This window comes from Pseudomonas sp. GW821-FHT04D07 (assembly GCF_059420225.1).
Window position 1 is genome coordinate 70,872 of record NZ_JBWKTH010000028.1, and the last position, 16,719, is coordinate 87,590.

Annotated in this window: 6 protein-coding genes; 5 read left to right on the forward strand and 1 reads right to left on the reverse strand. The window is 64.6% G+C overall.

The window, feature by feature from the left end:
• Positions 1–130 precede the first annotated feature (130 nt).
• On the forward strand, positions 131–5,107 hold the full coding sequence (locus tag AC07T0_RS25710; protein ID WP_495003825.1) for a dermonecrotic toxin domain-containing protein: 4,977 nt from the start codon (positions 131–133) through the stop codon (positions 5,105–5,107).
• A 157-nt stretch (positions 5,108–5,264) separates the two neighbouring features.
• Here the strand turns inward: AC07T0_RS25710 and AC07T0_RS25715 are convergent, their stop codons facing one another.
• Positions 5,265–10,601, reverse strand: coding sequence for an NEL-type E3 ubiquitin ligase domain-containing protein (locus AC07T0_RS25715; protein ID WP_495003826.1), 5,337 nt, complete (start codon positions 10,599–10,601; stop codon positions 5,265–5,267).
• Between the two features lie 270 nt (positions 10,602–10,871).
• Here AC07T0_RS25715 and AC07T0_RS25720 point away from each other — a divergent pair, with 270 nt between their 5' ends.
• From AC07T0_RS25720 to AC07T0_RS25735, 4 genes are all read left to right on the forward strand, one after another.
• Positions 10,872–12,035: an isovaleryl-CoA dehydrogenase gene (locus AC07T0_RS25720; RefSeq protein ID WP_495003827.1), complete on the forward strand. Its 1,164-nt coding sequence runs from the start codon at positions 10,872–10,874 to the stop codon at positions 12,033–12,035.
• Between the two features lie 11 nt (positions 12,036–12,046).
• Positions 12,047–13,654: a carboxyl transferase domain-containing protein gene (locus AC07T0_RS25725; RefSeq protein WP_495003828.1), complete on the forward strand. Its 1,608-nt coding sequence runs from the start codon at positions 12,047–12,049 to the stop codon at positions 13,652–13,654.
• A 149-nt stretch (positions 13,655–13,803) separates the two neighbouring features.
• The gene (locus AC07T0_RS25730; protein WP_495003829.1) at positions 13,804–14,619 is read left to right on the forward strand and encodes a gamma-carboxygeranoyl-CoA hydratase; all 816 of its coding nucleotides are present in this window, start codon (positions 13,804–13,806) and stop codon (positions 14,617–14,619) included.
• Positions 14,619–16,565, forward strand: a complete 1,947-nt coding sequence (locus tag AC07T0_RS25735) for an acetyl/propionyl/methylcrotonyl-CoA carboxylase subunit alpha (protein ID WP_495003830.1) — start codon at positions 14,619–14,621, stop codon at positions 16,563–16,565. The genes AC07T0_RS25730 and AC07T0_RS25735 overlap by 1 nt, the downstream gene beginning before the upstream one ends.
• The last annotated feature ends 154 nt before the right edge of the window (positions 16,566–16,719 follow it).

The following is a 16,719-nucleotide window of genomic DNA, read 5'->3' on the forward strand; positions in this document are numbered from 1 at the left end:
GCCATAACCGACTATTTCAAAGACCCGAATTATTGATACTAACCAACTGATTAATCTCAACTTTTTCAACTTTTACGCAAAAGTATTAAGCATAAGCTGAATAACTCATTCACCGAAAAAGTTGATCTTCATGAGTACCAAGTCACACACACCGGTCCCTCCTGTCCCATCGCCACGCTCGACCCGAAACCATCGCCTGATCATCCAGCAACTGCCGTCCTGGCTACGCGAGGCGTCCCTTCAACGCCGCCAGGCCTTCGCCAGCCTTGTCCGACAGAGTCAGGTTTCCAAGACCGAACTGGCACGCCTTCTGAGCGGGTTCAAAAGCGTCGAGGACTTTGCCGCCCCGTTGCTGTCCCGGGCCCTGAACGAACACTACGGCCCGGGTCTGGATATTCACCACGACCAGCTCAAGCATGTCCATATCCTGGCGGCCGCCACACTCGGCCAACCGCGCCAGGAAAGCGTGATCGTACAAAACCTGCTGCAAGCCGCCCTGCAAAACTTCGAAAGCAGCGAAACCGGCCCATTCGGTTTCGACCGTGGCTCGGCCATTCTGCGTAAAAGCACCGGCGTCCTGAACAAGCCCATCGAGCCCCGGGATTTCGCCGCCCTGTGCCGTCGACTCGACCTCGGCAGCCAGTACAAACAACATATGGAGCGTTATCTCGGCCCGCTCTTCGACAAGCTTTTCGAACGACACGAGCGCGACGAACTGGCCGTGCAGGCACAGATCGCCTTGATGAAAGGCACCCTGACCACGTCGGCGCAGCGGATGCTGCAAAGCCTGCTCGACCCGGCACAAACGCCGCGCTGGGACGACCGCCCCGTACGCTGCTGTTACCTGACCCTGCTGGACTATACCAATGCCAGCGGCTATCGGGGCGCGTTGCTCAAGGGCGTCCTGCTGATCGAGCAGGACGGCCCGGCAAACGCCGCGGATGCCCCCTGCGTGGTCTACCTGGCGGGCGATCCGCAACGGGCCGTCAGGCAATACCCGTCCGCCAGGGCCTTCCACGATGAGCTGCGGGAGCGGCTGCGGGATAAAACCTATCAGGCCTTCTTCAAGCGCTATCTTCATCTGCGGACTCAACCGGCATTCTTCCACGCGCTAGAGGAGCGCCTGAACCCGACCAACCCCGCCACCGGACAACCCAAGCCAGCCGCGAACGCCAACCTGCGCCTGGAGAAAACGCTGCTGGTCGCCAACCCGTTCCACGAATTCTGCCGTCTGCAAGTGGTGAAAAGATTCGACGACGCCCGCGTCACAGCGGTTCCTACCGACGACGAGGACAAGAAAACCCGCACGGCGCGCCTCAAATCGCTGCTGAACTGGACCACCAACCTGTTGTTTCTGGTACCGGGGCTCGGCGAAGCCATGCTGGCGGTCGCGGCCGCGCAATTGATCGTCCAGGTCTACAACGGTATTGAAGAATGGGATCATGAAGAGAAAAAACAGGCGGTGCTGGGCTTTCTCGGGGTGCTGCTGAACCTTGAACTCCTCGGGCTGGGGACCGCGTTGGCGAGGGATTTCGAAGGCTCGTCGTTCATTGAAAAACTCAAGCCGATCAAGTCGCCAGCGGGTGAGCAGGCGCTGTGGAAACCCGACCTGAGTCCTTATGAACAGCCGTTGCCCGACAGCGCCGAACCGCAGCCCGACGCTGCCGGGCTCTACCATCATCAGGACAAGACCTACCTGGGGCTCGATGGTCGTCATTACCGGATCAGCCCCGCCGCGACCGCCAGGCGCTTGCAACACCCGAGCAACCCGCAGGCCTATGCGCCGCGGGTCTATCACAACGGCAAGGGCGCCTGGCGCCATGAGTTCGAGCAACCCTGGCAGTGGCAACCAGCGCAACTTTTTTCACGCTTGGGAGCGGATGCCGCCAATCTGGACCCGGTCGCCGCGAAGCAGGTCATGGCCGTGAGCGGGGTCGACGAGCACGTCCTGCGGCGGATGTTCAGCGACCTGGAACGACCACCGGCCCTGCTCGAAGACAGTGTCGCCCGCTTCAAGCTCGACCGGGATCTCAAGCGCCTGGTGCAACGTCTGCAAAGCGGTGGTGCGGCCGACTGTTCCCTGGACGAGTTGCATATGGAACTGCAACTGCTGACCGACGAGCCGCTCTGGCCGCAGTCGAAAGTCCTGCGCCTGCTGGACCGGCACGGCGTGCCGCTGAAGGAGTATCCCGCCGGCCAGGAACAGTCGTTGCAGCGCATCGACCTCAAATGGCCTGGGCTCGATGCCAACCAACTGCTGCGCAAGGTCCTGGAAAACCTCGACGAAACGGAAATCCGTGGCTTGCTGGGCGAGGATTTCGGTGTCGGACGCATCAGCCTGGACGCCCGCACCGTGGCCCTGCGGCGCACCCTCGCGGCGCAGGCCGCTAACCGTCGGGCGGCACTGTTCGATTCGCACTACCGCTATCGAACCCAATCCAACGACCCCGCTGTCGCGGTGATCCAGCGCGACTTTCCGGTGCTGTCGACCCCTGTCGCCGAGGAACTGGTCAGGCACGCCAGCCCGCTCGAACTGCGGCGCCTGCTCGAGACGCGGCAAGTGCCTTTGCGGCTCGCCGAGGAAGCCCGCCACTACAGCCGCAGCCTGCGCCTGGAACGAGCCCTGGAAGGGCTGTATCTGGAGGCGACGCACAATCCCGACAGTGACCGGCTGATCCTGCGTCAGTTGGCCAAACTGCCGGGTTGGTCGAAGCAGATTCGCCTCGAAATACGCGAGTCGTCCTTCGCCGGCACCTTGCTCGACAGCGTTGGCCAGGAACAGGCGGCGATTCGCAAGGTCCTGGTAAAAAAGGGCTCGCTGTACGAAGCTCACGACGCCCTCGGTCGGGAGTTGCACGGTGCGGACGACCTCTACGGCGGTATCCTGCACGCCCTGCCCGATGCCGAGCGCAAGGCCTTGGGATTCCCTGGAACCCATGAGGCCGCGCGCCTCAAGCGGACACTGCTCGAACAGTCACTGCCGACGCGCGAGGAACTGGAAAAACTCCTCGGTCTGCCCCCCATCAAGCCCGGCTACGTACCGCCCATGCGCCTGGCCGACGGCCGTCTTGGCTACCCGCTCAGCGGTCGTGGCGTGGGCGGACGGCTGCCGGGCACACGCTCCTCGGCATTCGTCGACCTCGCGCAAGCCCTCTATCCCAGCCATTCCTGGCGCGCCGTCGAGGCGTTTCTCGAGCTGCGCGGCCTGAACGAAGGGGCGGCGGTGCAGCGCCTCGAACAACTGGAGAGCGAGTACCGCACCCTGGGCACGGAACTCGAAGCCTGGATCAGTACACCTCCCTTACCCCTGGAAAGTGTGCAGATCAGAACTCATATCGCCAGAAGCATCAAGGACTGCTGGCGCCGCGAACCGTTCCAGCGCACGGCCGATGAAGGCTACTGGCTGCGCTTCGTGCTGTTCGACCCGGCCATCCGCTTGCCCAGCCTCTCAGCGGACTTCAGCCATGTCCGCGAACTGCTCCTGAGCCTGGCCCACGCGGACATCGCCATCGGCCTGGAGAGTTTCCTCGGGCGCTTCCCGCAGTTGCACCGGCTGTATATCGGCGGCGGTGCCCTGAGCGAGATTCCATCGAGCCTCGGCGCGATGACCGAGCTGACCCATCTCAACCTGAGCGGCAACCACATCGTCCTGACCACGGAAACCGCCGGCCTGCTGTCCAGGCTGACACGCCTGAAAGAACTGAGCCTGGCCAACAATCCGAGCCTGGGCCTCTCGCCGGATCTCAGCGCGATGCAGGACCTGGTCCGTATCGACCTGGGCAATACCGGGCTCTCCAGTTGGCCAACCGGCTACCAGCGACTGGCGGCGCTGACCCGCCTGGACCTGCGTTCGAACAACCTCACGACAGTCCCGGATACGCTCCTGGATACCAGTGAAGAGGGACTACGGATTGCCCGGTTCATCAATCTCTATGGCAACCCCCTTGAGGCCGACTACCTGAACGACCTCGCCGACTACTACGCGCAAACCGATATCGACTTTGGCCTGGACCTGCCCTCCAACTCGGATCCCGATGCCGATCTGAACGACGACGAGCTGAGCAGCGACGACGAACCGGCCCACAGTCCGTCACACCCGCGCGGTCCCGTGTCGCGCGACGAAAGTGCCTGGCTGCAAGGGCTCGACATCAGGGAACAGGAGGCCTTTCGCGACGCCTGGCTGCAACTGGCCAGCGAAGAGCCGATCGATCAGTCCGAAGCATTTTTCAATGTGATCGCCGACCTGAAGGAATCCGCCGACTACGCCGACAACGTCGCTCGCCCGCGCCTCCAGGAACGGGTGCGGCGCATGCTCAGGGCCGCGATCAAGGACACCCGACTGCGGGAAAAACTCTTCGCCAAGGCCAACGCGCCGCAAGCGGACGCTTGCGCCGACGGCATCACCGTGGCCTTCAGCGACATGGGCTTCGACGTGCTGTTGCATGAAGCCTATGCCGAAACGGAGGCCCGCGAAATCGAGGCGAAACTGCTGCAACTGGCCAAGGGTAAATCGCGCCTGGATCGCGTCAACGCGCAGGCCCGGGCGCTGATCAACAAACGTCGAGCCGAGGGCCGGCATCCCGATGAAGCGGAGGTCTACCTGGCCTATCGCGTCGGCCTGGCCGAGCGCCTGGAACTGCCGTGGCAGGCCTCGAAGATGCTTTACAACAATATTGCCGGAGTCAACCAGGCCCAACTGGATGCGGCTTACCAGGCCATCCTCGAGCAGGAACGGCAGCCGCTGGATACGCTCAAGCAGATCGTCAGGCAGGAGTTCTGGAAGGACTATCTGGAGATCCAGTACCTGCAGGAGCTCAGCGAGAAAGAGGCGCTGCGCGACAGCAAGAGCGACGCCCTGCTGGACCTGCAGGCGGCCCAGGAACGCTGGTTCAACAACGGCAATCTGCCGGCGGATGAAAAAGCCACCCTGCAAGCCACCATGAAAGCGGCGGCCGCGACACTCGGCAAGTCCGAGCAGGAGGTGTTCGCCCGAGCCATGACGGACGCCGAATACCAGGCCCTCTACGAAGCCATCGCCCGTGAACACAGCGACGAAATGGAGCGCCTGACCGAAGAGGCCTTGAAGGAGCACGGACTGGCGAGCTGAGCATTGGCCAAGGCCGAACACTGTAGGAGTCGGCTTGCCGGCGACGGCGTCCGCGAGATCGCGGCAAGACTTACCGACGCCATCGCCGGCAAGCCGGCTCCTACACTAATCGTCTTGAGCGCAATGGCGGGGCCAGGGTCAAGACGCGCTCGTCCCGTTAGCGATTGCCCGGCGCCGCCAATCGATCCAGGGCCTGCAGGGTCAGGCGACGGAGCAAACCGCCCTGCTCCTGGGCAATCGCCTCGATGACTTGCCGATAGAACTGTTCGCTCATCGGCTGCCCGCTGAACAGTTGATCGGGCGCGATCTCCAGGGTTGCCGCCAGTTGGCTGATCGCCTCGCGCAAGCTCCTGCGCTCAGCTTCCGGGTGGCGCCCGGGCTCGATCCACTCCTCGAGCTTATCCTTCAACGTCTCGAGGGCTTCCAGCCGGGCATAGTAGAACTCGGTATTGAGCTTGAGCTCGGCGGCATGCTGCTCTTCCAGGAATGCTCGCCAGAACGGCGGCTCCAGCGTCAATAACGAACGGACCAGGCCACCCTCGGCTTCCGCCGCCAACACCGCGCTCCCCGCAGCTTCGATCTGCCGCGGTGTGATGTTCGCAATCTGCGGAAAGAGCATGGAACGGGGCTGGGCCAGCAGCTCCAGTTTCCGCGTCAGGCCAATCCGATAGGCCAGATGGATCTCGACTTCATCGGGCGGATCTTCGAGGCTCAATTGTCGGCGGTACTCCTCATCCGCCAGTCGCCCCAGGGCCTGCAGACGGGTCTTGCTTCTCGCCAGTTTGAGCAGCTCGCCCTCGCGGACGGTGGGGTCGGCGATGGCCTGCGCCTGCTCCAGCAGCACCTCGAAATCCAGGTTGCTGAAAATATCCGTCATGCCGTCGGCACAGGTGTCGACCTCGGTGGACAGGCGGAAAGCTCTCTGGCGAAGTTCAGTGTTGGCGGCCATGGCCTCCATCACCTTCCAGACCCGCGCAATCAAGGCGGCACGATAACCCGCCTGGCTGAAATCCGCGGACACCGTGAGGCCCTGGATGACGTTGAAAAAATCGCCACTCTCCGGCTCTTCCCGCAACGACTGCCAAAGCCCGCGCCTGGACGTCTGCTGGCCAGGGTCAGTGCCCTCCAGCCAATACTCCGTTTCCTCGGTGGCGGACACCGGCACCAGCGCGACCACTCCACTGAGCCCCAGGCGCGAGCCGGTCGCGCGGGCCGCGTCGGTCAGCGGATTGTCCTGCAGGTTGATGCCCCGGCGCTGGGCGGGTCGCAAGCCACCAAGCAGCGTATCGACCTGCGCCGGTATATCGTTGATCGCGTTATGACTCAGGTCCAGGGTGTGCAAGTCCGGGCAATGCTCAAAACCCACGGGCCACTGGCTGATACCCGTGCGGTTCAGATTGAGGATCTGCAGGTCGCCCATGGCCGAGACATCGGGTACGGCCTCCAGCGTGTTGTCACTCAGGTCCAGTACTTGCAGGCGCTCAAGCCCCCCGAGACCACCAGGTAAGGCAGTGAGTCCGGTCCTTTGCAAGCCCAGTCCGCGCAGGCCGGTCAGCCGGGACAGATCGAGACGGTAACCGAGCGGATTGCCCTCCAACGTCAGCAGTTGCAGGCGGCTCAACCCGGCCAGTTGCCCTGCCGCTTCCGCCGTCAGGACGATGTCGTTGTTGGCGAGGATCAGTTTGCTCAATTGCGTCATGCCCGCGATGGCCGAGGGCAGCGCCTCCAGGTTGTTGTCACTCGCCGACAGCCAGCGCACCGCACTGAAGCGCCCGAGGAATCCGTCGATATCACCGGACACACCGATACCGTTCAGGCTCAATTCGCCGACATGGCTGAAATCGGCGGCCAGCACGGGCAAGCTGCCCACCCGCTGGTTATCCAGCTTCAGCCGGTGACCGGGGACCGGCCCTTCGCTGCGGGCAACGGGCGTCTCGCGCCGCCAGCAGCGCTTGATTTCCTCGGCCACCAGGCGTCGGGGGGTGTCCGAGACGGCCACGAAGCGCCGGCCCTCAAGGTAGTAGCTCGGCGTCCAGACCCAACTGTCCAGGCGCTGGCTGAGGTTCTGGTATTCGACCCACAGATCTCCCAGGCGCTGGGAAAACGCCTCGTCAGTCGCATGCTCCAGGCCGAGAAAGCGCTCCACCGCTTCGCATTCATGGGCCGGGTAGACCTCGCGGGCCAGCTTGAGCAACTCCGGATTGCGGCCTCGAGGAGCGATAGCCTGGGGGTTTTGCATACCGAGCAGGCGTTCCATCGTTGCCCACTCGCGAACCGGGTAGACCTCACGGGCCAGCGTGATCAGCTCCCCACCGAGCCTTTGCGGGGCAACATCCACCCCGCGCTCGCGGGGCGAATAACCGCTGCGCCCAGCGGCCAGCCCCATCGGTGGACGGCCCACCGGCCGGGAGGCCGTCGGCGCCATCCTCCCAGCCAGCTCATCGCGCGGCAACGTCGGCAGCGCGCGCAATGCCCGTTTCAGTTGTGCCCCCTGGCCGACATGCGGCAGGCCCAGCGCGGCGCGCTCGGCATCCGGCAAGGCATGCAGCAGCGCCGCATACAGATCGTCCGGGCCGTGCAGGTCGAGACCGACTTCGTCACAGGACTCGTACAGGCCATTGTCCTTGATCAGCACACGACTGATCGGCGCGCGCCGCGGGCCGACACTGGCGAGCAAGTCGCCGTCGAAGGCACCGTCGCGGATTTCGATCCGCACACGGCGCGACCAGCCCGGCAATTTCTCCAGCAGGGGCAGGACCACCCGGTAAGTCTCGGCCTGGTGCACCGAGTCGAGATACAGGCCTTCATACTGGCGGACCACTCGTACATTACGCAGGTAGTGGCGAGCCTCTTCGGCGAGGCGCAAGGGCACGTGCCCGGCCTCAAACTGTTGCAACTCGCGACCATCGGCATGCCTGGCCAGCTCCTCCGCCACCCGCACCGGGAGGTCGGGAAAGTCCCGTTGCAACACCGCCACACCCGGTTCGTCGCGGTCCGGCGCCGTACGGTAGCGGTAGTGCGAATCGAACAGGTCCGCCCGGCGTCGGCTGGCCTCCCCGGCCAGGCGTTGGCGCAGCGTCACCACGCGGGCCGACAGGCTGACCGTTCCCAGTCCGAACTCCTCGCGCAGCAGTCTGCGGATCTCGGCTTCATCCAGCTGACGCAGCACCTGCGTGAGCAAGCCGTCCGCATCCAGTCCCGGCCAGCGCACCTCGATCCGCGTCACGTCGGCGTCGACGTGCGCCGGGTACTCCTGGAGCGTACGGCCGGAACCGTTGAGCAACCTGAGCACCTTCGAACGAGGCCAGACCGCAGCGCTGGTGAGCAATTGCATCTCCATATGCAGCTCATCGAGCGAGCCGCTCGACGCCCCTCCCGACTGCAAGCGTTGCACCAGGCGCCCAAGTTCCCGGTCGAGGACAAACCGGGTCACGCTGTCGCCGAGCAAGGCCGGTGGCAGCCGGGTGTTGTGGTGCACCTCGCGCAAGACATCGACGTCAATCCCGCAGATCTCCAGGATGCGCCTGGCCGTCTGGCCGTCCAGGCTGGCGGCCTCCGGCCCCAGGCGGGCGAATAGCCGCTCGTCATCCCAGCCCAGCGGTTCGTCGAGCTCATGCCGCCAGCCTCCCGCGCCGTTGGAGCGAAAGGCCGGGGCATAGGGATTGACCAGCTCGTCGGCACGGGCATGTTGGCCGCGATAACGTCCCGGCCAGTGTTCGTCGGCCTGCAACCGGTAGTAGCGCCCCTCCAGCGGCAGATAGTAGTCATTCAGGTAATCGTGCGCGCCCAGCTTGTCGGGTAGCGCGCCATCCGCTAGCAACGGCTGGTGTTCGTAGGGCTGCAAGTCGGGTTTCCACAGGCGCATGACGCCCTCGCGCAGGCTGACCGGCACCAGGCTGTCGACAAACGCCGAGGTATCGACATGCGGCAGGACGGCTCCAGCGGTGCCGATAAAAGCCAGGTTCATCGCCACCCCGAGCAAGTGCGCCCAGGCCTCGCGGGTTTCTCCAGCTTCCCAGGCCTCGATCCCGGAATAGACCTCATGGAGCATCCGGGTCGCCATGGCGAGCAGCATCACCTGGCCAAGGCCGGGGACGAACACCAGCAAGTTCAGGACATCCATGCCGGCGTCGAACACCGCCATGAAGCGGGCGATCCGGGCGTCACGGTCCTCGTCGCCGGTGGGCACGGCCAGGGCGCGGGCATCGCCGAGCATACGAGCGATCTTCAACTCGCACTGATCCGCCAGCAGCGTATCCAGCAAGGCGCGGCTATCCACGCGCAGGGGCAGGTCGACCAGATCCAGGCCCACGCGCAGGCCAGGGTCGAGGCTATAGTCGTCCCACATCTCATGCCGGTCGCTGGGGTCCAGGCGTTTTTTCAGCGCACGGAAAAACCCCGGCTGCTCGCGCACCGTGATAAACCGACTGAAGAAACGCCGGAAGCTGGCGCCATGCAGGCGTGTACGCAAATCGATCATGAACGCCGTGGTCGAGACATGCTCGCGGATCGGCTGCCGGTCATCGCCGGGCACATAGGTCACGCAACGTTGCAGCGTGCCAGCGCGCTCGGCGCCGAACAGCAGGATCTCGCTCAGGTCGACGCCAAGCATCCGCAGTCGCGAAGGGCGCACGCTGTGGCCGTCCAGGCGGATATCGCCGTGGTCCGCCAGCCATTGCCGCAACATCTGGTAGGCATCGGTGGGAATATCGCCTGTCATCCGCGCCAGATGCAGCGCCTCGTCCAACTCATGGCGCAAATACCGGACCCAGGTCCGGCGCACCCGTGCTTTCTGCGCGGCATCCACCGGGTTGAGCACCGCGTTGAGATGCGCCTGGTACTGGCGCCCCAGGTCCAGCGTGCGGCACAGCGTGGCAAACTGCTCGGGGCGCACGGGCAGTTCATGGTCCTTGATGTAGCTCATCCGCACCGCGTCGGTGTTGTGGTCGTGGGTAATGAACTCACGGCCCTCGTCCGGCGCCTTGCCGGCTTCGGCGGCGCTGAAGTTATGCAGCGCCGCCTCCAGCAGCGGGATATCCCAGTACCAGTTGCGGACCAGCGGATCGCCCGCCGAGAACCCGAGAAAACCGCCCAGGCTGGACGAGCGGCTGCGTTGCATGCGACGGACGAAATAGCTGTGCCTGACATCCAGCTCGAGGTTGAAGGTCTTGCCAATCGCCGCCTTCAGCAGCGGTTCGGCAAAGGCCTCCAACGGCACAATGCGTTCCAGTATCGCCTCGAGTTCATGCTGGCTCACGCAGCGTTCCTGCTGACTCTTTTCAAAGGCGCCGCGGGTCGCCGGCGTGGCCTTGGCGTACCAGGGCGGCACGTTCGGGTCCAGCTTGGCCAGCGCCTTGAGGCAGGCGGAGCCGGGGTGTTTCAACGGCGCCGGAATCCGGCTCGCGATAAACCCCTGGTGCCGGTTCAAGGGCGCGCCCGGCGGCGCCTGGTGCTGGGGCGAAGGGGGTGGTTGATCATCCTTGGATCGACGCATCGGGGCTGAACTCCTGGCTAAAACCCCGAGCGTACGGATGCGCTCGACTGGAACAAGTTCAAATAATGGGACGGATCAGCCCTTGCAAACGGCATAAATCAGGCCTGTACCAGCACTATCTAGCCCCTGCCCCTCCCCCGCTTCTGTCGACGCCGGACTGCTGCGTCGAAAATGTCCGATTGACAGTCAGACCCATCAGCTTTACGTTAACGTAAAGGTGAATGATCACTCACACCAACGCCTTGCTCAACCCATAACAACAGGTGCCCCATGAGCTATCCGACCCTGAACTTTGCCCTCGGTGAAACCCTCGACATGCTCCGCGACCAGGTTCAGTCCTTCGTCGCCAAAGAGATCGCTCCGCGGGCGGCACAGATCGACATCGACAACCTGTTCCCCGCCGACCTGTGGCGCAAGTTCGGTGATATGGGTCTGTTGGGCATCACCGTGGCCGAAGAATATGGCGGCGCCGGCCTCGGCTACCTGGCCCATGTGCTGGTGATGGAAGAAATCAGCCGAGGCTCGGCCTCGGTCGCCCTCTCCTACGGCGCCCACTCCAACCTCTGCGTGAACCAGATCAACCGCAACGGCAATCACGCACAGAAAACCCAATATCTGCCCAAGCTGATCAGCGGCGAACATATCGGTGCCCTGGCCATGAGCGAACCGAACGCCGGCTCCGACGTGGTCTCGATGAGACTGCGCGCCGACAAGCGCGGCGACCACTACGTGCTCAACGGCAGCAAGACCTGGATCACCAACGGCCCCGACGCCAACACCTACGTGATTTATGCCAAGACCGAGCCGGAAAAGGGCGCCCACGGTATCAGCGCCTTTATCGTCGAGCGCGACTGGAAAGGCTTCAGCCGCAGCAACAAGTTCGACAAGCTCGGCATGCGCGGCTCCAACACCTGCGAGCTGTTCTTCGATGACGTCGAAGTGCCGGAAGAAAATATCCTTGGCGTGCTCAATGGCGGCGTGAAGGTGCTGATGAGCGGACTCGACTACGAACGCGTGGTGCTCTCCGGCGGCCCGACCGGGATCATGCAGGCCTGCATGGACCTGGTGGTGCCCTATATCCACGACCGCAAGCAGTTCGGCCAGAGCATCGGCGAGTTCCAGCTGATCCAGGGCAAGGTCGCCGACATGTACACCCAGCTCAATGCCAGCCGCGCCTACCTGTATGCAGTGGCCCAGGCCTGCGAGCGCGGCGAGACCACCCGCAAGGACGCCGCCGGGGTGATCCTCTACAGCGCCGAGCGCGCGACCCAGATGGCCCTCGACGCGATCCAGATCCTCGGCGGCAACGGCTATATCAACGAGTTCCCCGCCGGACGCCTGCTGCGCGACGCCAAGCTGTATGAAATCGGCGCTGGCACCAGCGAGATCCGCCGCATGCTGATCGGCCGCGAACTGTTCAACGAAACCCGCTGAGGGGCGCGCACATGGCAATCCTGCACACGCAACTCAACCCGCGTTCGAGCGAATTCGCCGGTAACCGCGCGGCGATGCTCGAACAGGTCGTGGCCCTGCGCGCGCTGCTCGCCCAGGTCCAGCAAGGCGGTGGGCCGAAGGCCCAGGAACGGCACACCTCGCGGGGCAAACTGCTGCCGCGCGAACGGATCAACCGCCTGCTCGATCCCGGCTCGCCCTTTCTCGAAATCAGCCAACTGGCGGCGTATGAGGTCTATGGCGAGGAGGTTCCGGCCGCCGGGGTGATTGTCGGTATCGGCCGCGTCGAAGGCGTCGAATGCATGATCGTGGCCAACGATGCCACGGTCAAAGGCGGTTCCTACTACCCGCTCACGGTGAAAAAACACCTGCGTGCGCAGACCATCGCCCAGCAAAATCGCCTGCCGTGCATCTACCTGGTGGACTCCGGCGGCGCCAACCTGCCGCGCCAGGATGAAGTGTTCCCGGACCGCGAGCACTTCGGGCGGATCTTCTTCAACCAGGCCAATATGAGCGCCCAGGGCATCCCGCAGATCGCCGTGGTCATGGGCTCCTGCACCGCTGGCGGCGCCTATGTGCCGGCGATGGCCGACGAAGCGATCATGGTTCGTCAGCAGGCGACCATCTTTCTTGCCGGCCCGCCGCTGGTCAAAGCCGCCACCGGCGAGGTGGTCAGCGCCGAGGACCTCGGCGGTGCCGATGTGCACTGCAAGGTCTCCGGCGTGGCCGACCATTACGCCGAAAACGATGAACACGCCCTGGCCCTGGCCCGGCGCAGCATCGCCAACCTCAACTGGCACAAGCTCGGCGAACTGCGGCAACGCACGCCGATCGCGCCGCTGTACAGCAGCGACGAGTTGTATGGCGTGGTGCCGGCGGACGCCAAGCAACCGTTCGACGTACGCGAGGTCATTGCCCGGCTGGTGGACGGCTCAGTGTTCGATGAGTTCAAGGCGCTGTTCGGCACCACCCTGGTCTGCGGTTTCGCCCACCTGCACGGTTATCCCATCGCGATCCTGGCGAACAACGGCATCCTCTTCGCCGAAGCCGCGCAGAAAGGCGCGCACTTTATCGAACTGGCCTGCCAGCGCGGCATTGCGCTGCTGTTCCTGCAGAACATCACCGGCTTTATGGTCGGCCAGAAGTACGAGGCCGGCGGTATCGCCAAGCATGGCGCCAAGCTGGTTACCGCCGTGGCCTGCGCCAAGGTGCCGAAATTCACCGTGATCATCGGCGGCAGCTTCGGCGCCGGCAACTACGGCATGTGCGGGCGCGCCTATGACCCGCGCTTCCTGTGGATGTGGCCGAACGCGCGGATCGGCGTGATGGGTGCCGAGCAGGCGGCGGGAGTGCTGGTACAGGTCAAGCGCGAGCAGCACGAGCGCAACGGCGAAAGCTTTTCGGCGCAACAGGAAGCCGAGATCAAGCAGCCGATCCTCGACCAGTACGAACACCAGGGCCACCCGTACTACTCCAGCGCCCGGTTGTGGGACGACGGCGTGATCGACCCGGCCCAGACCCGCGAAATCCTTGGTCTGGCGCTCTCGGCCGCCCTCAACGCAGCGATCGAGCCGAGCCGCTTCGGCGTGTTCCGGATGTGACCGTCACCCGCCGGCTCGTGCCTGCCGCGCCTCTCGGGGAAAACGCCAAACCTTGTGGGAGCCGGCTTGCCGGCGATGGCAGCGGCAAGGACAACATCGTCATCACTGGCAATCCAGCGCCTACAAAAAGCTGCACAGGACCCGACACCATGACCGACTTCAACACCCTGGAACTGCAGATCGACCCTCGCGGCTTCGCCACCCTCTGGCTGAGCCGCGAAGAAAAGAACAACGCCTTCAACGCCGAAATGATCCGCGAGTTGATCATCGCTCTGGACAAGGTCCAGGCCAACGCCGCCGTGCGTTTCCTGGTGCTGCGCGGCCGTGGCCGGCATTTCAGCGCCGGCGCCGACCTGGCCTGGATGCAGCAATCGGCCCAGTTGGACTATGCCACCAACCTCGACGACGCCCGCGAACTGGCCGAACTGATGTACAACCTGGCCAAGCTGAAAATCCCGACCCTGGCCGTGGTCCAGGGTGCGGCCTATGGCGGCGCCCTCGGCCTGATCGGCGCCTGTGACATGGCCATCGGTACCGACGATGCGCAGTTCTGCCTCTCGGAGGCGCGCATCGGTCTGGCTCCGGCGGTGATCAGCCCGTTCGTGGTCCAGGCCATCGGCGAACGCGCCGCGCGCCGCTATGTCCTGACCGCCGAACGCTTCAGCGGCCTGCGCGCGCGCGAGTTAGGTCTGTTGTCGGAAACCTGTCCGGCCAGCGAGCTGGAGCAACAGGTCACGACCTGGATCGACAACCTGTTGCTCAACAGCCCGCAAGCCATGCGCGTCAGCAAGGAACTGCTGCGGGAAATCGGCAGCGGTGAACTCAGTCCGGCACGGCGCCGCTATTGCGAAAATGCCATTGCCCGCATCCGCGTCAGCGCCGAGGGCCAGGAAGGCCTGCGGGCCTTCCTGCAAAAACGCCCACCGAACTGGCAGACCGAGTCCGCCGCCAAGGAGTCGCGCTGATGAGCACGCCCGTGATCACTTCCATCCTGGTGGCCAATCGCGGTGAAATCGCCTGCCGGGTGATGCGCACCGCCAAGGCCCTGGGCCTGACCACCGTCGCCGTGCACAGCGCCGTCGACCGTGACGCCCGCCATAGCCGTGAAGCCGATATCCGCGTCGACCTGGGTGGCAGCAAGGCCGCCGAAAGCTACCTGCAGATCGACAAACTGATCGCCGCCGCCCTGACCAGCGGTGCCCAGGCGATCCACCCCGGTTACGGTTTCCTCTCGGAAAACGCCGGCTTTGCCCGGGCCATCGAGGCTGCCGGCCTGGTATTCCTCGGCCCACCCGCCAGCGCCATCGACGCCATGGGCAGCAAGTCCGCGGCCAAGGCCCTGATGGAAACCGCTGGCGTGCCACTGGTGCCGGGTTATCACGACGCCGCGCAGGACCTGGAGACCTTCCGCGCCGCCGCCGAGGGAATCGGCTACCCGGTGCTGCTCAAGGCCACCGCCGGCGGTGGCGGCAAGGGCATGAAAGTGGTCGAGGATGTCAGCCAGTTGGCCGAAGCCCTGGCCTCGGCCCAGCGTGAAGCGCAGTCGTCCTTCGGCGATTCGCGGATGCTGGTGGAGAAATACCTGCTCAAGCCGCGCCATGTCGAGATCCAGGTGTTCGCCGACCAGCACGGCCACTGCCTGTACCTCAACGAGCGCGACTGCTCGATCCAGCGCCGCCACCAGAAAGTCGTCGAGGAAGCCCCCGCCCCCGGCCTGAGCGCAGAGCTGCGCCGGGCCATGGGCGAGGCGGCGGTGCGCGCGGCCCAGGCCATCGGCTATGTCGGTGCCGGCACCGTGGAGTTCCTGCTGGACGCCCGTGGCGACTTCTTCTTCATGGAAATGAACACCCGCCTGCAGGTCGAGCACCCGGTCACCGAAGCCATTACTGGCCTCGACCTGGTGGCCTGGCAGATTCGCGTGGCCTGCGGCGAAGCGCTGCCGATCACCCAGGCGCAGGTGCCGCTGCATGGCCATGCGATCGAAGTGCGCCTGTACGCCGAAGACCCGGGCCATGATTTCCTGCCGGCTACCGGGCGCCTGGAGCTCTATCGCGAGTCGGCGCCGGGAGCGGGACGCCGGGTTGACAGCGGCGTGGCCGAGGGCGACAGCGTCTCGCCATTCTACGACCCGATGCTGGGCAAGCTGATCGCCTGGGGCGAGACCCGCGAACAGGCGCGCCTGCGCCTGCTGGCGATGCTCGATGAGTTCGTGATTGGCGGCCTGAAAACCAACCTCGGTTTCCTCCGGCGGATCGTCGCTCATCCGGCGTTTGCCGACGCCGAACTGGATACCGGTTTTATTCCCCGTTACCAGGAAGACCTGCTGCCGCAGCCGGGCGCGCGTACCGATGAGTTCTGGCAAGCGGCCGCCCAAGCCTTCATCCAGGGCCAGGCCCCTGGTGTACGTTCGGACGACCCGGCCTCGCCCTGGGCCCTGGGCAATGGTTTTCGCAGCGGGCTGCCGGCGGAAACCGTGGTGCACCTGAGCTGCGACGGCGAGGACCGGGCCGTGAGCCTGACGCCGGATACCCGGTTTGAACTGCACGGGGAATACCTGTCGACGGAACAGGCCGGCATTCGCCGGCGGCATCGCGTGATCCGCAGTGCCGACGGGCTCTATCTGCACTGGCAGGGCGTGTGCCACAAGATCACCCGCTTCGACCCGATTGCCGCCGTCGACAGCGGCCACGGCCATCAGGGCGGCCTGAGCGCGCCGATGAACGGCAGCATCGTACGGGTGCTGGTGGCCGTCGGACAAAGCGTCGAGGCCGGGGCCCAGTTGGTGGTGCTGGAAGCGATGAAGATGGAACACAGCATCCGCGCGCCCCAGGCGGGCGTGATCAAGGCGCTGTATTGCCAGGAAGGTGAAATGGTCAGCGAAGGCAGTGCGCTGGTGGAACTGGAGGCCTGACTGGATCCAGGCGTGTGTGGGAGCAGAGCTTTTGTGGGAGCCGGGCCTTTGTGGGAGCCAGGCCTTTGTGGGAACCTGGCCTTTGTGGGAACCTGGCCTTTGTGGGAACCTGGCCTTTGTGGGAACCTGGCCTTTGTGGGAACCTGGCCTTTGT